Source organism: Azospirillum sp. TSH58 (assembly GCF_003119115.1).
Lineage (GTDB): Bacteria > Pseudomonadota > Alphaproteobacteria > Azospirillales > Azospirillaceae > Azospirillum.
In genome coordinates this window covers 406202-426012 of record NZ_CP022367.1, presented here as the reverse complement: position 1 = coordinate 426012, position 19811 = coordinate 406202, and the positions used below count along the sequence as shown (strand labels likewise).

Below are 19811 nucleotides of genomic sequence, written 5' to 3'. Positions count from 1 at the left end.
GGCATCGCCGAAGGCGTCTTTGAAAAGCGGACGCGCCCGCCCCCGGGGCAAGCCGGGGACGGGCGGCGGCGGGTTAGAAGCGGTAGTTGGCGGAGACGTAGTAGTTGCGCCCCACCTCCACCGACGTGAAGTTGACGTTCTTCTCGCTGAGGATGACGTCAGTGATGTTCTTGACGCCGGCCCCGACGGTCAGCGCCTCGGTGACGTCGGCGCTGACGCCCCAGTTCAGCAGGGTGTAGCCGGGCATCTTGCTGGTGCCCTGGAGTTGCGGGCCGGTGTAGCTGGTCGACACCGACGTGCTGACGGTGTCCAGCGCCTGCCAGGTCAGGGAGGCGTTGATCTTGTGGCGCGGACGGTAGTCCAGCTCCGCACCGTTGCTCTGCTCGGTGTAGAGGTAGGTGTAGTTGCCCGACAGCAGCAGCTTCGGAGTCAGGCTGACCGAGCCGGTCACCTCGACGCCCGAGATGTCGACGTTGTTGATGTTGCTCCAATTGCGGGCGACGGCCACCGGGTCGTAGACCGCCTGGATCATGTCCTTGACCTTGTTGTGGAACAGCACGACGCTGCCGTCCCAGCGGTCATAACGGGTTTCCAGGCCGATCTCGTAGTTGGTGCTGGTCTCCGGTTCGAGGTCCGGGTTGCCCGACAGGAAGCAGCGGCCGCCGCAGCTCACGATCCGGTATTCGCGGCTGAGCTGGTAGGCGTCCGGCGCCTTGTAGCCCTGGCTGACGCCGGCCTTCAGCGACAGCGCGTCGGTCAGCGCGTAGACGACGTTGGCGCGGCTGGTGACCTTGCCGCCGAAGATCTCGTGGTGGTCGTAGCGGGTGCCGACCGTCAGGGTCAGCCCGTCGATCAGCCCGATCTGGTCCTGCAGATAGACCGCCTTCTGCCCGATCTCCGACTTGCCGGACTGCAGGAAGGTGTTGGGGTCCTCCACCGTCTGCTTGCGGTATTCCGTACCGGCGGTCAGCCGGTTGAAGCCGAGCTGGAAGTTGCTGCGGCCGTGCAGGAACAGGTTCTTCTCCTTCAGGTGCCGCTGCTGCGGCGCGTTGAAGGAGGAGTTGAAGTCGTCGATGCGGCCGTCTTCGTAATTGGCCTCCACCAGCGTGTCGCCCCATCTCCAGTTGCCGCGGTGGGCGGCGCCGAAGGTGTTGCGGACGATCTCCTGCTTCTGGGAGGAGAGCCAGCGGTCGTAATAGCCGCGGGGCCGGTTGTCCCGGTTCAGGCCGTAATTGGCCTCCAGCGTCTGGTTCTCGGTCACGTCGAAGGCCAGCGTGGTCAGCAGGTTCGCCAGGTTCTTCTTTTCCAGGACCGGAACCACGCCGTTGTAGCGGGAGTCGTCGTACCAGGCCTGGCGGTTGAAATACTCGGCGGAGACGGAGGCCGAGACCTTGTCCACGATCGGGCCGGCGGCGTACAGGCCGGTGCGGTACTGGGTGCCGCCACGGCCCGGTTCGACGACGCGGTAGTCGCCGTTGATCTCGCCCGACCATTTGTCGGTCGGCTTCTTGGTGATGATGTTGACCACGCCGCCGATGGCGTCGGAGCCGTAGAGCGACGACAACGGGCCGCGCACGACCTCCACCCGCTCGATGGCCGACATCGGGATCGAATGGTAATCGAAATCGCCGCCGCGCCACAGCGCGTCGGAGGTGGACACCCGGCGCCCGTTCACCAGCACCAGCGAGTAGTTGGCGCCCATGCCGCGGATCACCACCTCGTCACGGCCCGTGGCGTCGGTGCGGTCGTTCACGCCGACCGAACGGCCCAGGATTTCCGGCAGGCCGGAGGAGGCGACGCCCTCCTTCTTCAGGTCCTCCGACGTGATGACCGTGGTGAAGGCGGGAGCGGTCAGCGTGCTTTCCGGCGTGCCGGTCGCCGTCACCGTCACCGGCCCCAGCGTCTGGGCGGCGGCGGGCGTCCCCTCCGCGGCGGCCTGCTGGGCCAGCGCCGGCGTTCCCCCCGCCAGCGCGGCCGCCAGAGCCGCACCCACCATGGTTGCGGATTTCACCGCAGCCACCGGACGGCCCGCCGCCGTCCCTGCCTCAGCACACGCCCCCGATGTGCGAATGGTCATGATCATATCCCCTGATTAGGCAAATCCGTAATTGCTAATGCGACTCATTCGCAATTACCTCTTTCGATTGTTAGTGCATATCCCTTTTCGCCGCAAGGACTATGACTCGTCCGGGTTGTTTTTCAGGTTGGTCCGGTCACTCAGCCGGGTGGGCCAGCGGCTGGACGCCCATCTCGGAATCCGGGCGCTCGACCGGGGCGGCCCAGACGCTGTCCCGTGGGCCGGTCTGGGCGCGCCGTTCCGCTCCGCGGGCCATCGCGGCGAAGACCAGCGCACCGGCCAACGCCACCAGATCGACCCCGATCAGCCCATCCGACAGCCAAAGACCGGGCATGACGAGACCGAGCAGCGACGTCGCCGGGATGGCGGCGGTGGCCGCAGCACTGGCCCACAGAAGCTCCACCCCGGCGCGGGACGCTCCACGCAGGAAGGCCCAGGCGCAGGCGCCCAGGAAGGCCGCGTAGTAGACGCCCCAATGCCAGGCGTGCAGGTCGTCCACCAGCCCGCTCAGCCATTTCCCGGCGGCGATGGTCAGCGACAGGCCGGCCACGCAGCCCAGGCAGACCCCGACCGTCCCGGCGGCGAGCAGGCGGGTGGCGCGGCTCTGCGCGACCGGGCCCTTCGCCTGACGCTCCGTCCGCCGCCGCGATTCGATCCACAGGAGGTTGCCGGTGTAGAACAGCGCCGCCCCGGCCAGCCCGAGCAGGAAGTAGGACCAGCGCACGATCCCGCCGCCGAAGCTGCCGAAATGCAGCGCGAAGAAGGCGGAGACGGTGGCCGACCATCCGTTCTGGTGGCCCGGCATGTATTGGGTGTCGATGATCCGGCCGTCCACCGCCCCCATCAGGACGAAGCCCTCGCGCCGCACCAGATAGCGCGGGTCGTGTCCCCAGACGCGCACGGTGGCGGCCCCGGTGCCGGCGTCGTGATACTCCAGGCTGACCGGCTGGAAGCCGGGGGCGAGGCTGTGCACGCGCGTCAGGAACTCCTTGGGCGGCAGCATGCCCGCCGGGCCCATGTCCTTCGGCACCGTGCGGAAGGGGCTGCTGGCCGCCGCCACGGCGCGCATCTGCCCTCCGTAGACCACGCGGTCCAGCGTGTCGTAGATGTGGTCGTGCAGCCCGAACACCACCGCCGACAGGGCGATGACGAGGTGGAAGGGCAGGCTGATCAGCCCCAGCACGTTGTGCGCGTCCAGCCACAGGCGCTTTACATTCCGGGTGACGCGCAGGATCAGGAAATCCTTGACCAGCGACGGCAGCAGGATGATCACCCCCGACACCAGCGCCACGACGTAGAGCGCGCTGGCGATCCCCGTCACCGTCGTGCCGACGTCGAGATCGCCCGGAATGCCCACGGTGCGATGGAGGAAATCCACCAGCAGCCCGATGCCGGACGAATTGAGCTGCTCCACCGCCACGCTCCCGTCAGGGGCCAGGGTGGCGGCCCATGGAGCGGGATCGAAGCGTTCCTCGGTCCAGGTCAGGCGCAGCGGCGCCTCTCCGGCCAGCGCCGGTTCGACCGCCAGGGTGAAGTCCCGCACCTCCGGCCGCAGGGCGCGCGTGGCGGCGACCAGATCCTCCGCCCGGTCGAGCGTCGCCGGAGTCACCGCCGACGGCGGCGTGATCCAGCGTTCCAGCGGCTCCTTGAACATGGTCAGGGCGCCGGCATAGAAGCAGACGAACAGGATCAACCCGGTCAGGATGCCGGTCCAGGTGTGGACCTGACGGTAGAGGCGCACGACGTCGGTGCGGATGGCCATGGCTCGGCTCGCGGCTGTGAGAGGATGCGGGCGGGCGGATCGTCGGGCGATCAATGGGGCAGGGGGCCGCGGCTGGCGAGCAGGGCCGTGTGGGCCAGGATGTTGGCGCAGCCCAGCCACAGCCAGGCCTGACGCCCGCTGCGGAACAGGAAGCAGACGCTGACCACCCCCAGCCAGATCGGAACGACGAGCCACATGACGAACTGCAGCTTGTTCACCGCCGCCGGCCCGCCGGGGCCGATCCAGGCGAACAGTCCCGACAGGGCGATGGCCAGCGCGAATCCCAGGACCACCCCGGCCACACTCTTGCTCCACCAATCAGGACGGATCGGCGCCGGCGCGTTGCGGGTGGAGGGTGCATCGGCCATCGCTCAGCCCTCCCGGCGCGCGAGCATCGCCCCGCGGGCGGCGGCGGCGAAGGGCAGGATGGTGAGGAGCAGCATCGCCACGGTGAGGCTGGTGAACAGCGCGGTCACCGGATGCATCACCACCGACCACAGCAGCCACCCTTCCAGCAGAGCGAGCGCCCCGACCACGCGGCTGCGGCGGGCTGCCAGCGGGCGGGCCAGCCACTGCTGGCGCGGTGCCGAAAGGTAGAAGGCAATGATTCCGGCCATGGTTGTCGCCAGGGCCAGCCCGTGACAGGCGGTTTCTGCCATCGATGCGCTGTCAATCATGGCGCGCCAATCCGATAAGGTTGATGAACGCCATGTTTTGCCAATCGGGAATTGAAAGTGCAAGTGATTCCTAATTGCAACTCTGACTCTCTCTGCCGTTCGCCGTGGGGTTGGTCGCGCGGGATGGGGCGGTCAGGGGTGGGTGAACGGGGGATGGCTATGGACGGGAGGAGAGGCGAACCGTTGCGTGTTCGTCGATGATCCGGTCGGACGGTCCGCCGCGCTCGACCATCCTCCCCGGGTGTCGAGGCGGTCCCGATCGGAAAACTGGAACGGGACAGGAACATTCCTTCCCCGCTGCGGGTGCGCTGCTGCTAGACTGCGGCCATGGCTGTGTTCGACGATTGCAAGGCCCTATGCCGCGACTGCGCGGCGGCCCTCCGCGGAAGCGAGCCGCGCTGCCCGAAATGCGGCGGCCGGCGGCTGGTCCGGCATGGGGAGTTGCACGGCCTCGCCATCGGCCACATCGACTGCGACGCCTTCTACGCCACGGTGGAGAAGCGCGACCGGCCCGAGCTGGTCAGCCGCCCGCTGATCATCGGCGGCGACCGGCGCGGGGTGGTCGCCGCCTGCTGCTACATCGCGCGGATGGCCGGGGTGCGCTCGGCCATGCCGATGTGGCAGGCGCTGGAGGCCTGCCCGGACGCCGTCGTGCTGCGCCCAGACATGGCGAAGTACAAGGCGGTGGGCCGGCAGGCGCGGGAGCTGATGCACGCCTTCACCCCGCTGGTCGAGCCGCTGTCCATCGACGAGGCCTTCCTCGACCTGTCCGGCGTGGCGGAGCGGCTGAGCATCAGCCCGGCCCAGGCGCTGGCCGAGCTGGTCCGCCGATTCGAGAACCAGTTGGGCATCACCGCCTCGGTCGGGCTCAGCTACAACAAGCTGTTCGCCAAGATCGCCTCCGACCTGGAGAAGCCTCGGGGATTCTCGGTGATCGGGAGGGGGCAGGCGCTGGATTTCCTGGCGCCCAAGCCGGTGTCGATCCTGTGGGGCGTCGGGCCGGTGCTCCAGCGCAAGCTGCAATCGGACGGCATCCGCACGGTCGGCGATCTGTACGGCTGGTCGGAGATCGACCTCGTGCGCCGCCACGGCAAGATGGGCCGCCTGCTGCACCGCTTCGCCCGCGGCCAGGACGACCGCCGGGTGGAGCCGGAGTCGCCGAGCAAGAGCATCTCCGCCGAGACGACCTTCGATTGGGAGACCGCCGACAAGGCCGCGCTGAAGGACGCGCTGCTCCCGCTGGCCGAGACGGTGGCCCGCCGCCTGTCCGCCGCGGGATTGCGGGGGCGCAGCGTGGTGCTGAAGATGAAGACCGCCGATTTCCAGACCATCACCCGCTCCCGCCGCGTCGATCCGCCCGCGCGGTCGGCCGGGTTGATCTGGCAGACCGGCTGCGAGATGCTGGACGCCGAGCCGGACGGCCGGTCGATCCGGCTGATCGGCGTCGGCTGCACCGACCTGCTCGACCCGGAGACCGAGGCGGAGCCGGGCCTGTTCGATGGATTCGCTCCGTCTTCGCCGGGCTGAAGCGAATTCGGACCATTCCGGTCCAGGGACCGCTTGCCGCGGACCGGTGGAGGCCTCCACTCTTTCCGCCGTCGTTTCGGGATGGAGAGACGGAATGAGTCAGGCGGTGTGCGCGGGAGCCATGATGACCTGCAGCTTCGGGGCGGCGCCGTCCGCCCTGGTGGTGCTGCCGCTGAACCGGACGATGGCCGGCGGCCCGCCGATGGCGAACATCATGGACAACAAGCCGATCATGAACATCCCGCCCTTCGGCGTGTGCACCAGCCCGGCCAACCCGGTGGTCGCCTCGATGATTCCGGTGCCGCCGCCGGGCGTGATCAAGCCGCAGCCCTGCGTTCCCTGCACCGTCGCCCCCTGGGTGCCCGGCGCCCCGACCGTGATGGTCGGCAACATGCCGGCCCTGACCTCCACCAGCAAGCTGATGTGCAACTGGGGCGGGGTGATCCAGATCGTGTTGCCGGGGCAGTTCACGGTTCAGACGCCGTGAATTGCGTGGGCGGTGTTGCCCCCACCCTAACCCTCCCCCGCTTTCGCAGGGGAGGGGACTGCCGCCGCTTCGCGTAAGGCACCCTCCCCTGCACAGCGGGGGAGGGCAGGGGCGGGGGCGACACCGCCCCAAGGTTTTCCTCACCCCGCCGGGGGCTGCAGCACGGCGATCTCCTTGCCGTCCTCGGAATAGGTCCGCAGCGGTTCGATCAGCAGGCCGCGGCGGTAGACGCCATGCTGCATCAGCGCGCCGGAGGGGAAGAAGCGGCGCAGCACCCCGTCCTGGAGCCCGTCCAGGAAGGCGGCGCGCTCGCTCACCGTGCCGTCGTCGTAATAGCCCAGCACCGGCCCGTGCAGGCGGTCGTTGGCGTAGCTCTCCCGCCGCATCGGGCGGCCCTGCGGGCTGTGGAACAGCGCCTCGCCCTCGCGCTTGCCGTCGCAATATTGGAAGATGGCGGCCACCGTGCCGGTTTCGTGAAAGAAGACCGACGGGCCGTTGAGAAGCCCGTCGCGGTAGGTCATGCGGCAGGTCGGGCGGGCGTTGGCGTAGAAGGTCGTCTGGCCGTGCTGCACCCCGTCCGCATACTCCGCCACCTGGACCAGGGCGCCGCCGGGGGCATAATTGCGCACCTCGCCATGCAGCTTCCCGGCGCGCAGCCGGGCGCGCAGGATCGGATGCCCGTCCTCGCCATAGGCGGTGTAGAGGCCGTGGAACAGCTCGTCGCGCATCTCGCCGCTGCGCACGATGCGCCCCTGCTCGTCGCGCTCCTCCACGGGCTGGGGATCGGACACGGCGTGGTCGGCTCTCTCAGCGGCCATCTCAATTCACCTTCACCATGGTGCCCTTGACGGTGAGGATGGCGCCGGCGCTGACCTCGCCCATGGTCTGGGCCTTCAGCGTGGCGGACAGCCCCTCGGCGGACAGGGCAAGGCCGGCTTTCAGGTTCATTCCCATGGTGGCCTTGACGTCCATGCCCATGCCCGACTTGATCTCCATCGCCATGCCGGACTTCGCGTTGAAGGCGCCGCCCGCGTCGAGCGTCATGCCCGTCGCGGACTTGACGCCGACCTCGCCGGAGGTGGCGGTGACCTTCACCGACTTGCCCTTGATGACCACATCGCCGGTCACGTCGATGGTCAGGTTGCCCTTCACGGTCAGGGTGTAGTCGCCGTCGGCCTTGTGGGTGAAGTCGGCCTTGTTGGTGTGGGTCTCGTTGCCCTTCACCGTCACGGCGCGCGTGCCCTTCGCGACGTCGTGCGTCTCGTTGCCTTCCGACACGGTGATGCTGTGATCGTTCTTCACGGTCAGCTTGCGGTCGTGCTGGATCTCGATGGTGCTGTCGTTCTCGACCGTCTCCACCTCGTCGTGTTTGACGAGGCGGGTCACGTCGTTCAACACCTCGACGTTCATGTCCTTCTGGGCGTGAACGAAAATCTCCTCGGCATCGGCCTTGTCCTCGAAGCGGATCTCGTTGAACTTGCCGGTGCCGTTCTTCGAGGTCTGGGTCTTGATGGTGCTCTTGGTCGAATCGTCGGGCAGCGTGTAGGGCACCGTCTGCTCCGCGTTGTAGACGGAGCCCGTGACGAGCGGACGGTCGGGGTCGCCGTCGAGGAAGGTCACCACCACCTCCTGCCCGACGCGGGGGAAGAACATGATGCCGTAGTTCTTGCCCGCCCAGTTCTGCGCGACGCGGACCCAGCAGGAGCTTTTCTCGTCCTTCTTGCCCAGCCGGTCCCAGTGGAACTGCACCTTGATGCGGCCGTACTTGTCGAGCCAGATCTCCTCCCCGCTCTTGCCGACAACGATGGCGGTCTGGGTGGAATGGATGCGCGGCTTCACCGCCGTGTCGAGCGGGCGGAAGGGCAGGTCCGGCGGGAAGGCGGTGAAATGGGCGTTGAAATGGCCGCTCGCCCCGTCGATGCGCACGGAATGCAGGACATATTCGGCGTTCAGGTCGCTCTTGCGGTGGCCCGACACGGTGATGCGCGTCCCGGCCTCGAGCGACCGGCATTCGCCGCTGCCGCGCACCCGGCGGCCGGGGAAGGCGAGCGCCTGCTGGCGCAGCTTGGCCATCGCCTCGCCGTCCGACGAGGTGGTGTGGCGGCCCATGTAGTCGCTGACCGTGCCGAAGCCCGACGCGCCTTCCGCCGTGGCGTAGAGGTCGGTCGAGGGCGTCTCGAAATGGTAGCCGTCGATGCCGTAGCTCTTGGTCGTCACGCGCCGCTCGACGCTGAGCCCGTTCAGCACATGGTCCTCGTCGTCGTGCCCTTCGGTGGCGCGGTATTCGAAGGCGTCGAGCAGCGGGCTCTTGGCGAAGGCGTTGGCCCCGTCGCCCAGCACCAGCGTGTGCTTCCCGTCCTCATGCGCGAAGTAGTAGAAGATGCCTTCCTCTTCGAGCAGCCGGGCGACGAAGTTGTAGTCGGTCTCGCGGTACTGCACGCAGTATTCGCGCTTGGCGTAGGTGCCGGTCAGCGACTTCTTGATGTCGGTGTAGCCGGCGCCCTTGCAGACCTCCTCGACGATCTCCGGGACCGTCTTCTCCTGGAAGATTCGGCAGTCGCCGGAATGGGTCAGCATCCACAGCCAGGGGTGCAGTTCCGCCTCGTAATGGGCGACCTGGCTGCGGTCGTCGACGTGGGTCAGCTCGATCCGGCCGACGATGGCGTTGATGTGGCGCACCGTCTCCTGATCGCCCAGCGTGATGGCGACGGTCACCGCCTTGCCGACGACGCGGTCGAAGGCGATGTCCTCGTCCGACGAGATCATCGTGATGCGGTAGGTGAACAGCGACGACAGCCGCTCCTCACCCACGATGGTCCGCAGCGCCAGCGCGTCCGCCCCCAGCGGGGTGGTGATGGACAGATACTGGCCGTCCTGGGAAAAGCGCTTCGCCATCCTCGCCGCTCCCCGGTCAGGCCGCCGTGCCGTCCACGCTCACGGTGAAGCGCCCGTCCGCGCCGTGGTCCACGGTGATGCGGCCCACCGGCTGGCCGGCGGCGACGCGGTCGAGGATGCGGATCGCGACCTCCGGCACCACGAACTCCGACAGCAGCGTGTCGATCATGCGCGCCCCGGCGTCAGAGTTGAGCGCCCGCAGCACCAGCGCCTCCACCGCCGCGTCGGTGACGGCCAGCTCGGCGCCGCGGTTGCCGGCGGTGCGGCGTTGCAGCTTGTCCAGCTTCATCGTCACGATGCGGCGGATCTGCGCCTCGCTCAGCGGGTAGTAGGGCACGACCGACAGGCGGCCGAGGAAGGCCGGGCGGAAGCGGCGGCGCAGCACGTCGGAGATGGCGGCCAGCCCCTCTTCCCGCGCCTCGCCGATGCGCCCGGCGTCGAGCGCCTCGCGGCCCAGAGCGAACAGTTCAGTGTCCCCCAGGTTGCTGGTCAGCAGGATCAGCGTGTTGCGGAAGTCCACCTCCACGCCCTCGCCGTCCTCCAGCACGCCCTTGTCGAAGACCTGGTAGAACATGTCCAGCACGTCGGGGTGGGCCTTCTCGACCTCGTCCATCAGCACCACGGCGTGGGGGCGGCGGCGCACCGCCTCGGTCAGCACGCCGCCGCTGCCGTAGCCGACATAGCCCGGCGGTGCGCCGCGCAGGGTCGCCACGGCGTGGGCCTCCTGATACTCGGACATGTTGATGGTGATCAGGCTGTCCTCGCCGCCGTTCAGCAGTTCGGCGAGCGCCAGGGCGGTTTCGGTCTTGCCGACGCCGCTCGGGCCGCTCAGCAGGAAGACGCCGATGGGGCGGTGCGGCTCGCCCAGCCCGGCGCGGTAGCCGCGCACGGCCCGCGCGATGGCCTGGAGCGCCTGCGGCTGGCCGACGACGCGGGCGGCCATGCGGTCCTCCAGCGTGGCGACCACCTCCAGATCGTCCTTGGACATCGAGCCGACCGGGATGCCGGTCCAGTTCGACACCACGGCGGCGACCACCGCGCCGTCCACCCGGTGCGGGACCAGCGGGCTGTCGCCCTGCACGGCCTTCAGCTTCTCCGTCGCGGCGGCGGCCTCCACCGCGTGGCCGGCCTTCAGCGCGGCCTCCACCGCATCGACCAGATCGCGCTCGCGCGTCCAGCGCTCGTCCAGCGCGGCCTTCTCCAGGGCGAGGGTGCCGCGGCGTTGCGAAATCTGCGACAGGCGGGCGTGGTGGGCGGTGCCGGGTTCGGCCTCCAGCCGTTCCGCCTCGCGGGCCAGGATGGCGTCCTCGCGCTCCATCGCCTCGATGGCCTCGGGCTTGGAGCTGCGGGCGATGGCGACGCGCGCGCAGGCGGTGTCGAGCACGCTGATCGCCTTGTCGGGCAACTGGCGGGCGGGGATGTAGCGGGCGGACAGGGCCACGGCGGCGGCGATGCCGTCGTCGAGCACGCTGACCCCGTGATGCTCCTCGAAGCGGCGGACGAGGCCGCGCAGCATGGCCGCCGCCGCCGTCTCGTCCGGCTCCGGCACCGAGACGGGCTGGAAGCGGCGGGCCAGCGCCGGGTCCTTCTCGAAATACTTCTTGTACTCGGCCCAGGTGGTGGCGGCGATGGTGCGGAACTCGCCGCGCGCCAGGGCGGGCTTCAGCAGGTTGGCGGCGTCGCCCTGGCCGGCGGCCCCGCCGGCGCCGATCAGCGCGTGCGCCTCGTCGATGAAGACGACCATCGGCACGGGGGAGGCGGAGACCTCCTTGATGATCGACTTCAGCCGGTTCTCGAACTCGCCCTTCACCCCGGCCCCGGCCTGGAGCAGCCCGAGGTCGAGCGTGCGGATGACCATGCCGCGCAGCGGCGGCGGCACGTCGCCCTCGGCGATGCGCAGGGCCAGCCCCTCGACGATGGCGGTCTTGCCGACGCCGGGGTCGCCGACGAGGATCGGGTTGTTCTGGCGGCGGCGCATCATGACGTCGATGACCTGCCGGATCTCGCGGTCACGCCCGATCACCGGGTCGATCTTCCCGGCCTTGGCCTGGGTGGTCAGGTCCTGGCTGTACTGGTCCAGCATGGCCCGCCCGTCGGACGCGGCACCGCCGGTCGGAGCGGCGGCGGGGGAGGCATCGGACGCGGCGGCGGACGGTCCGCCCTCCTTCAGGACGCGCACCAGCTCGGGCAGGTCGGACGCGGTGCGCTCGCGCGGCAGGGCGAGCAGGGAGGGGGCGGACTCCGTGACCACCGCCCGCACGGAATCGCAGGCGACCGCCGCCCAGAGGATGGCCGGCAGGACGATCTGTGGGCTGTCCAGATGGGTGACGGAGATCAGCAGCGCCGTCTCCAGCATCTCCGGCACGCGGGGGGAGAAGGCCGGGGTGCGGCTGTTGCCACGGCGGATGCGGTCCAGCGCGGCGTCGAGTTCCGTCTCCAGCCGGCCCGCCTCGACACCATAGTGGCGCAGGATACCGGCGACGGTGGCGTCCTTCAGCCGCAGCAGGGCGAGCAGCACATGCTCCGCCTCGACGTCGTAATGGGTCTGCGAGACGCACAGCGCGGCGGAGCGTTCCAGCACCTTGCGCCCGTCGCGGTCGAGCTTTCCGATGAGGGACTTGATGTCGGCGGTCACGGGACGGCTCCCTGGGGTGACGTTGCGGGCGGGGTCGAGGGGTAGTGCTTTCGCAGTCCCCTCTCCCCTCTGGGGAGAGGGTTAGGGTGAGGGGGTTGCGCTATGCGGTACGTCCGGCACAAGCGCAACCCCCTCACCGGCCCTCCGGGCCACCCTCTCCCCGCTTTCGGCGGACCAAAGGTCCGCCTGTCGCGTCAGCGCAAACTTTGTTTGCGCGTGAGCGGGGGGGAGAGGGCTAGAGGGGTCGAGGGTCAGGCGCCCGTCCTTCAGGTTCGGGCGGCCCGGCGCCCGCAGCCAGGAGGTCCAGCCGAGGCGGCTGCCCTCCTGCGGCTTGGTGGACAGGCGCGTCGGCGGCACCTTGGTCGCCTCCAGCACCAGCACGATGCGGAAGTCCATCCCGTCCCCGGTGTGGAAGCGGGCGAGCGCGCAGAGCGTCTGGTGGTGCCGTCCGTCGGGCAGGAATTCGCGGAAACGCTCCAGGCTGTCGAGCGTCAGTTCGATGGCGTAGCAGCTCTGCTGGTCCCAGACGCGGCGGCCCAGCACCACCGTGCGGCCCAGGCTGTTGTTCCGCGCGCCGAAGCCGCCGCCGATCCGGGTCCGGCTCTCCTCGTCCAGCGGCAACCAGCGCCCGACGAAGCTCTCCACCCGCACCTTGACCCGGAAGACGGCGCCGAGGATCGCCTCCAGCCCGGCGGAGGAGCGGCGCCGGTTGGCGAGGATGCCGGAGAAGGCCAGCAGCATCCGGTCGGGCGTGCCGGGCAGGCGCTGCTCCAGGCCGGGCGTGCCGATGCCGGCCAGCGCGCGCAGCACGCGGGCCATCAGGGTGCGTTCCGGGTCGCGCTCCAGCAGGGGCAGGCTGCCCTGGCGGGTGCGGTAGAAGATCGACATCAGGCGGTGGTTGAAGATGTCGTAGAAGGCCGTGCCCGCCGTGTCGCGCCGCGCCGCCCGCTCGACCAGCAGTTCGGTGGCGACGTAGGGCAGGGGGCCGTTGATGCCGGCCACGCCCAGCACGGGGGAGCGCACGACGCCGCGCCCGTCCTCGGTCCGCCGCGCCTCGACCACGTCGCTGGCGGGGAAGACGAAGCTCGGATCGTGCTCGATGCGGACGGCCTCCTGCTCCGGGTCGATGCCGGTGCCGAGCGGGGCCAGACCGGGTGCTGCGCGCTCCAGCAGGGCGATGGCCTGCAGCAGGTCGAAGCCCCAGGGCTCGGCCTCCAGCCGGTCGATCAGGGCGGGGGCTCCGCCGGAGGGTTGAAGAGGGCGGTCCGTCACAGGACCGGCTGGCTGCCGGCAAGGCGCGACCATGCCTTCCACACCCCTTCCCGTTGCACCGAGCGCAGCCGAAGCTGGGCGAAGGCGTTGACGTTGACGTAGAGCCCGAGGAAGCGGCTGAGCACGCCGCCGAAGACCAGCGGGCTGGCCCCGACGAAATTCCGCTCGTCCAGGGCAACCGTCACCTCCAGCCCGCGCACGAAGCCGCGCCAGGCGTCCTGTCCCATGCGGTGCAGCACCGGGCGGGAGGACAGCCCCTGCACGCCGCGGATCTGGTGCTGGGCGGACGGGTCGTCGGGCGCGTGCAGAAGCAGGATGGATTGCAGGGCGCGCAGCCCCTCGGCGTCGCCGGTCAGGCTGAGATGGTTGACCGACAGGTGGGAGATCAGCTTCCAGGCCGAGGAACCGCCCGCCGGGGCGGGGCGGCCGGGCGTCGGCTTGTGCAGGCAGCGGATGGTGGCGATGGGCGCCGCCTCCTCGATCATCAGCGCGGCCCCCGCCGGCACCTGCTCGGCCAGCGCGCGGTTGGTGCACAGCGTGCGCACGAGGAGCGTCTCGTCCGCCGGGTCGGTCGGCGTCAGGTCGAGATGGTGCAGGCTGAGATGCAGGTCGGTGCCCGGCACGTCGTCGCGCTGGGTCGGCTCGCGCGCGGCCAGCCAGAAGCCGCGCGGCTCGGTCTCGGCCTCGGCGTGCTGGTGGGAGAAGAGGGGGACGTAGCGGTGGTGCATGCCGTCGCCGTCGCGCAGGCCGCTGACCTCCAGGATGGAATGGACCTCGGTCGTGCGCTCGCGCAGGGCGTCGGGGACGACGCGGTAGGCGGTGCGCCGGTGGTTCAACCGGATCGGCTCCGCCGTGCGGTTGAACAGGTTGACGATGGGCGTGCAGCCGAGGACGAAGCTGTCCTTGCGCAGGGTCAGCCGGTTGGGCAGCGGGCGCGACACGGCGATCAGGATGTCCACGACCTCGCCCGACAGCCGGCCCCGAGGAAGCGGCAGGTCGTAGAAGTCGAACTTCTGCGGGAACTCGAAGTATTCCTGCAGCAGGCCGTAGGCGGGCTGGGCGTGCTTGGGATGCGGAAGCACCGTCTCGTCCGGGCCGAAGCCCACGGGGGCGATCAGGTTCTCGCCGCGCAGCCGCACCGGCGGCTTGCCGGGCTGGACGTAGGCGATCTCGACCACGCCGCACAGGAACAGCTCGTGCAGGGCGGAGGTGAGGATCGTCTCGCCGTCGATGAACAGCCGCAGCGTGTCGATCGGCAGATTCTCGAAGGACTGGTTGCGCGTCTCCAGCCGCAGCCGCAGCACGGACGCGGTGGCGGCGCCGTCGAGGAAGTCGTAGCGGTCCGCCGGCTCCACCGCCGCGTCGGTCACGGCGACCGGCCACAGCGTCACGTCGTAGGCGGTGCGGAAGCGGCAGCGGATGTTGTCCTCCGCCACGGCGTGCAGCGGGGTGCCGCGCGGCACGCGGAATCCGCCGGTCAGCCGCCCCTCGCCGGGCGTCGGCTCCATCCGCGCGATGCCCATGGCCGGGATCGGCGCGATCATCTGCGGGTGCAGGATGCCGAGCAGCGCTTCGGAAAAGCGCGGGAACTCGCGCTCCAGATTGAGTTGCAGGCGACCCGACAGGAAGGCGAAGGATTCGATCAGCCGCTCGACGTTCGGGTCGGCGGCCTGGTCCGGCCCCAGCGCCAGCCGGCGCGCGATCTTGGGATAGCTGCGCGCGAAGGCTTCGCCCGCCCGGCGGACGTAGAGAAGCTCGCGTTCGTAATGGTCGAGGAGATCCTCGCGCCGCATCCTGGTGCGTCCTTTCAGCCGGACTGGCTTGGCTCGTTGGGGGCCGGGCCGCGCAGGCCGACGTCGAACTCCAGCCGTTCGGTGACGGTGCCCGCCACGACCTCGCCGGAGATGCTGGTGACCATGGTGCCGCGCCCGGTTCCGGCGCTGACGGTCACCCGCGGGCGCTTCAGCCGCGGCTCGAAATCGATGATGGCCTGACGCACCATCCGCTCCACCTGACGGCGGTCGGCGTCGGAGGCGGCGTCCAGATGCGTGATGTCGGAAATCCCATAGTCCAGCGCCGTTCCGCCGAGGTCGGGGCGGCGGGTGCCGGTGCTGCGGCTGTCGAGGATGCGCGCGACCTCGCGCCGGATCGACGCCTTGAGGTCGGGCATGGAGAGGACCGTGGCGGACGGCTCGTCGCCCGTCGGGTGGTCCGGTTCGAAGTCGATCAGCCGTTCGAACAGCAGCGACCGTCCGCCGGTCATCGTCTTGGGCTGGGTCATCGCCGTGTCCGTTGGGGCTTCAATTCCTTCTCCCCTCCGGGGAGAAGGTTAGGATGAGGGGGTGCCGAAGGCACACCGCGTGATGGCAAAGAGATTTTCTCCGCCCTGCCGGGCGCAATGCCCCCTCACCCAACCCTCTCCCCAGGGGGGAGAGGGCTTTTGGTGAGCGTAGGAAATTAGCTGTCGGACACGGTGCCCTTCAGCAGGTTGAACTTCACGCCGCCACCGCCTTCGTGCTTCTGCTCCTCGGTGTAGCGCTTGTAGGTCCAGTAGATCTCGGTGGCGTTGATCTCGATGGTCTCGGTCGTGTCGCCCTCGTTGACGCTCAGGCTGTGCTTGGCGATCAGCGGGTTGGTCAGCTCGATCGTCAGGAACTCGCCCCACTGGTGGGTGTCGCCGATCGGCTTCAGGCAATGGATGGTCCACTGCTTCTTCGCCGTGTCGGAGTTGGCCGAGCGCAGCAGCAGCGAGATCAGCTTGGGCGAGGCCCGGTCCCACTTGCGCTCAAGCGTGATGTTCTCGACCTTCGGGGTGTGGACCGTGCGGCGGGCGTTGGTCGACACTTCCATTTCGACGGTCATGTCCTGCGACAGGGATTCGCACAGGATCATGTCCTTGAACACCACGCCCCCGGCGATCTCCACCGCGGACTCCCCCTGGACGTTGGGGATATCGAGAATGATCATAGACATGCGGATTTACTCCGGACGATGCGTTCGGTGGGGAGGGGATCAGGCTTCCGGCGCCGGCAGTTCGGCGACCATGCGGATGGAGGCCGACAGCTCTTCGAGCTGGAAATGCGGGCGCAGGAAGATGTTGGCGCGGTAGACGCCCGGACGGCCCGGCACGTCGTAGACGTCGATCCGGGCCTCGCGCAGCGGGAAACGGGCCTTCGTGCCCTGCGACGCCTCGTCGTCCAGCAGGACGTAGTTGGCGATCCAGGTGTTCAGGTGGTCGGTGATGTTGTTGCGCGTCAGGAAGGCGCCGATCTTGTCGCGCAGCATCACCTTGAGGTAATGGGCGAAGCGCGACGACACCAGCATGTACGGCAGCATCGCGGAGATGCGGGCGTTCGCGTTGGCCTCGTCGGTGTTGTAGACCTTCGGCTTGTTGGTGGTCTGGCCGCTGAAGAACGCCGCGTAGTCCGTGTTCTTGCAGTGGACCAGCGAGATGAAGCCGAGGTCGTTCAGCTCCTTCTCACGGCGATCGGTGATGGCGATCTCCGTCGGGCACTTCAGGGCGACGTCGCCCTCGTCGGTCTTGAAGGTGTGGCTGGGCAGACCCTCGACCTTGCCGCCGCCTTCCACGCCGCGGATGGCCGCGGTCCAGCCGTGCTTGGCGAAGCTGTCGGTGACGCGCGCGGCCAGCGCCCAGGAGGCGTTGCCCCACAGGTACTTGGAATGATCGCGGCCGTCGGTGTCCTCGACGAAGTTCATGCCTTCGACCGGAACGGTGTTCGGGCCGTAGGGCAGGCGCATCAGGACGTGCGGCATGGTCAGCGAGACGTAGCGGGAGTCTTCCGACGCGCGGAAGGACCGCCACTTCACCATCTCGGCCGTCTCGAAGATCTTCGACAGGTCGCGCGGGGCGCCCAGCTCGCCGAAGCTCTCCATGTCGAACATCGCCGGCGACACGGCGCTGATGAACGGCGCGTGAGCGGCGGCGGCGAGGTTGGACATCTTCTCCAGCAGGGAGATGTCCTGCGGATGGCGGCCGAACTCGTAGTCGCCGACCAGCATGCTGTAGGGCGTGCCGCCCAGCGTGCCGTACTCGGCCTCGTAGACCATCTTGAACATGGCGCTCTGGTCGAACTCGACCGCGCTGTCCAGGTCCTTCTGGAGGTCCTTGCGCGAGACGTTGAGGACGCGCAGCTTCAGCGTCGTCGAGGTCTCGGTGTTCATGACGAGGTAGTTGAGGCCGCGCCACGTCGCTTCCAGCTTCTGGAAGTCGGGGTGGTGCATGACCTCGTTCAGCTGGTCGCTGATCAGCTCGTCGATCTGCGCGATGCGCTGGTTGATCGCCTCGACCACGTCGATGGCGGAGGCGTCGCCGGTCTCGGCGAGGACCTGGTCGACGAATTCGGTCAGAAGGTCGCGGGCGTAGGGCCGCTGGCCCTCCTCGCGCGCCATCTTGCCTTCGACCATCATGCGGTCGAGCAGGGACAGACTGGCGGCGCTCTCAACGGACGTTTCCGTGCTCACCTGTTCGCTCCGTGAAGGGGGTTCTGGTTGGGCTTGCCGGGACGGGGAATCAGGCGGGCTCGCCCGCGGGCTCGCCGGCCGGGGTGCCGGCCACCGGGCCGAGGAGCTTCTTCAGCTCGTCCTGCTGTTCGGTGCTGGTGATGACGTCGTTCAGCAGGCCGTTCAGCTCGTCGTTGCCGTCCAGCTTGGCCAGCAGGTCCGACAGCTTCTGGCGGGCTTCGAACAGGCGGCTCAGCGTCGGCACCTGCTTCAGCACCTCCACCGGCTGGAAGTCGTCCATGTGGCGCATGTTCAGCAGGATGTTCAGCTTGCCGCCGTCCTCCTGCAGCTTGTTGTCCACCTGGAAGGCGAGGCGCGGCGCCGTGGCGGCCATCACGTCGTTGAAGTTGTCGCGGTCGATCTCGACGAACTTGCGCTCCTTCAGCTTGGGAAGGGGCTTCTCCGGCTTGCCGCTGAGGTCGGCCAGGATGCCGACCAGGAAGGGCAGCTCCTTCATCTCCTGGGCGCCACCGGTGTGGACCTCGTAGGTGAGCTTCACCCGCGGCGGGCGGACGCGCTCCAACTTCTTCTGACTGCTCTCGCTCATATCTGACGACCTCATAGGGTTGTGCGCGTCGCGCGCCGGCTGTCGAGCTTCGCCATCATTCGAAAGGCACCCCTGCGGAGGCCAGCCGAGATGGACCCCAATTGGACGACATCGCCCCGGAACACCTCCGTTTCGGAGGGAATGTCCGGCGTACGAAGCATCGCCCGCTCAGCTTCGAAGGTGCTGCAAGAGGAAGTTGCGGGCCTCCAAGAGTTGACTCATCCGCTCGGCGCTGGACAGCAGGCCGGTGTCGGGGTGGAAGATCGGGGCCAGCGTGCGGAAGCGGCTGTTGACCGTCTGCGTGTCCAGCCCCCATTCGTGGGTGAAGCCCAGCACGTAGGTGGCCTGCCAGGGCTTGCGGATCGGCTGGCGCAGCGGGCGGAAGGCCAGCGTCTCCAGCGCCGCCGTCAGCTGCTCCAGCCGCAGGCGGCAGCGGCTCATCTCGCTTTCCACGGCGTTCAGCTCGCCCGCGGTGATGAGGTGCGCGCCGTCGTCGTTGCCGATGGTGGCGGCGACCCAGGCGGCCTTGCGCACGGTCGCCGCGTCCAGCGGCGTGGCGTGGCGCACCCGCAGCTTCGGCACCACCCGCACGCGGCGGGTGCCGCCGTTCTTCAGCGTCACGGTGCGGTGGGAGACGTCCACCGGCTCGGGGCTGCCGGGATCGGGCAGATGGGTCAGCGCCTCCGGCCCGACCAGCGTCAGGCAGGAGCGGATCAGGGCGGGCACCGTCATGCCGCGCGCCGTCGCCGCGGAGTCCACGGCGGCGTACAGGGCATGCTGACAGGGTGCGGTGATGGTGGGCAAAGGGCCTCCGGGTACGCACGGCGGTAATGCCCCGCAAGGTGTGCGATGGCGGGCCGCCGCGGAACGCCTTGTTGGTCCACTCCCGGAGTCACGCCGCCGGAACTGCGTCCGTTGCGGAGCGAAGGCGGTCAGGCGTCCTTGCCGCCGCGCATGTCCTCCATCACGGCGCGGATGCCTGTTTCCAGCGCCCGGGCGCGGCGGCGCTGCCGCTCCTCGCGCCGCGCGGCCTCCTGCGCCTCGCCGCGCAGGCGGTCCACCTCCTCGACCAGCGAGGGGGCGACGGTGCCGCGGTCGGTGTAGAACAGCCCGACCTGGATGACGTCGTAGAGGGAGGTTCCGGCGGGCATCAGCCGGTCCAGCGCGGACAGGGCGGCCAGCCGCTCGCCGGGGGAGTCGCTGCGCAGCCGGGCGAGGATGGCGTGCAGGCGGGCATCCCGGTTCATGATGGCCGCTTCATGATGGAGCGTGTCCTTTCTGGTTGGCCGGTCTGGTTGGCCGGGGAGTATCGCAGGGGCCGGGGAGCGGCAAAAGCAGATCAGACCAAGTTGGGCCAATCTGAACGGGATGGCCCGGCGGAAAGCCGCTATAGCCGGACCCTTGGGAGGCT

Annotated in this window: 17 protein-coding genes; 2 read left to right on the top strand and 15 right to left on the bottom strand. The window is 69.1% G+C overall.

Annotation, left to right across the window (positions count from 1 at the left end):
• Nucleotides 1-73: 73 nt before the first annotated feature.
• The 4 genes from TSH58p_RS23575 to TSH58p_RS23560 all read right to left on the bottom strand — a co-directional run bounded on the left by TSH58p_RS23575 (nt 74) and on the right by TSH58p_RS23560 (nt 4516).
• Nucleotides 74-2077 (bottom strand): TonB-dependent siderophore receptor, encoded by a 2004-nt coding sequence (locus TSH58p_RS23575; RefSeq protein WP_247895560.1) that lies wholly within the window; start codon nt 2075-2077, stop codon nt 74-76.
• Nucleotides 2078-2213: 136 nt separating this feature from the next.
• A complete protein-coding gene (locus TSH58p_RS23570; RefSeq protein WP_109071744.1) occupies nt 2214-3839 on the bottom strand; it encodes a PepSY domain-containing protein in 1626 nt (541 codons plus the stop codon).
• Nucleotides 3840-3889: 50 nt separating this feature from the next.
• Complete coding sequence (locus TSH58p_RS23565) at nt 3890-4207, bottom strand: hypothetical protein (protein WP_109071743.1); 318 nt, start codon at nt 4205-4207, stop codon at nt 3890-3892.
• Nucleotides 4208-4210: 3 nt separating this feature from the next.
• Nucleotides 4211-4516, bottom strand: coding sequence for a hypothetical protein (locus tag TSH58p_RS23560; RefSeq protein ID WP_247874227.1), 306 nt, complete (start codon nt 4514-4516; stop codon nt 4211-4213).
• Between the two features lie 327 nt (nt 4517-4843).
• On the opposite strand from TSH58p_RS23560, the gene TSH58p_RS23555 reads away from it, so the two are divergent.
• Nucleotides 4844-6043: a DNA polymerase IV gene (locus TSH58p_RS23555; RefSeq protein ID WP_109071742.1), complete on the top strand. Its 1200-nt coding sequence runs from the start codon at nt 4844-4846 to the stop codon at nt 6041-6043.
• 94 nt (nt 6044-6137) lie between these two features.
• Complete coding sequence (locus tag TSH58p_RS23550) at nt 6138-6530, top strand: DUF4280 domain-containing protein (protein ID WP_109071741.1); 393 nt, start codon at nt 6138-6140, stop codon at nt 6528-6530.
• A gap of 140 nt (nt 6531-6670) precedes the next feature.
• On the opposite strand, the gene TSH58p_RS23540 is transcribed toward TSH58p_RS23550, so the two are convergent.
• The 11 genes from TSH58p_RS23540 to TSH58p_RS23490 all read right to left on the bottom strand — a co-directional run bounded on the left by TSH58p_RS23540 (nt 6671) and on the right by TSH58p_RS23490 (nt 19647).
• The gene (locus TSH58p_RS23540; RefSeq protein WP_109071740.1) at nt 6671-7348 is read right to left on the bottom strand and encodes a toxin-antitoxin system YwqK family antitoxin; all 678 of its coding nucleotides are present in this window, start codon (nt 7346-7348) and stop codon (nt 6671-6673) included.
• 1 nt (nt 7349) lies between these two features.
• On the bottom strand, nt 7350-9425 hold the full coding sequence (locus TSH58p_RS23535; protein ID WP_109071739.1) for a type VI secretion system Vgr family protein: 2076 nt from the start codon (nt 9423-9425) through the stop codon (nt 7350-7352).
• Nucleotides 9426-9441: 16 nt separating this feature from the next.
• Complete coding sequence (tssH, locus tag TSH58p_RS23530; protein WP_109071738.1) at nt 9442-12060, bottom strand: type VI secretion system ATPase TssH; 2619 nt, start codon at nt 12058-12060, stop codon at nt 9442-9444.
• A gap of 81 nt (nt 12061-12141) precedes the next feature.
• A complete protein-coding gene (tssG, locus tag TSH58p_RS23525) occupies nt 12142-13332 on the bottom strand; it encodes a type VI secretion system baseplate subunit TssG (RefSeq protein ID WP_247874226.1) in 1191 nt (396 codons plus the stop codon).
• A complete protein-coding gene (gene tssF / locus TSH58p_RS23520; RefSeq protein WP_109071737.1) occupies nt 13329-15125 on the bottom strand; it encodes a type VI secretion system baseplate subunit TssF in 1797 nt (598 codons plus the stop codon). The genes tssG and tssF overlap by 4 nt, the downstream gene beginning before the upstream one ends.
• Nucleotides 15126-15139: 14 nt before the next feature.
• Nucleotides 15140-15613 (bottom strand): type VI secretion system baseplate subunit TssE, encoded by a 474-nt coding sequence (gene tssE / locus TSH58p_RS23515; protein WP_109071736.1) that lies wholly within the window; start codon nt 15611-15613, stop codon nt 15140-15142.
• Nucleotides 15614-15789: 176 nt separating this feature from the next.
• Entirely contained in the window at nt 15790-16305 is a 516-nt protein-coding gene (locus TSH58p_RS23510; RefSeq protein ID WP_109071735.1) for a type VI secretion system tube protein Hcp, read from the bottom strand.
• A gap of 39 nt (nt 16306-16344) precedes the next feature.
• Nucleotides 16345-17760, bottom strand: coding sequence for a type VI secretion system contractile sheath large subunit (gene tssC / locus TSH58p_RS23505; protein WP_247895564.1), 1416 nt, complete (start codon nt 17758-17760; stop codon nt 16345-16347).
• Nucleotides 17761-17863: 103 nt separating this feature from the next.
• Nucleotides 17864-18400, bottom strand: a complete 537-nt coding sequence (gene tssB / locus TSH58p_RS23500; RefSeq protein WP_109071733.1) for a type VI secretion system contractile sheath small subunit — start codon at nt 18398-18400, stop codon at nt 17864-17866.
• Nucleotides 18401-18568: 168 nt separating this feature from the next.
• Complete coding sequence (locus tag TSH58p_RS23495; RefSeq protein ID WP_247874225.1) at nt 18569-19204, bottom strand: hypothetical protein; 636 nt, start codon at nt 19202-19204, stop codon at nt 18569-18571.
• Between the two features lie 128 nt (nt 19205-19332).
• Complete coding sequence (locus TSH58p_RS23490; protein WP_109071731.1) at nt 19333-19647, bottom strand: hypothetical protein; 315 nt, start codon at nt 19645-19647, stop codon at nt 19333-19335.
• Nucleotides 19648-19811: the final 164 nt, after the last annotated feature.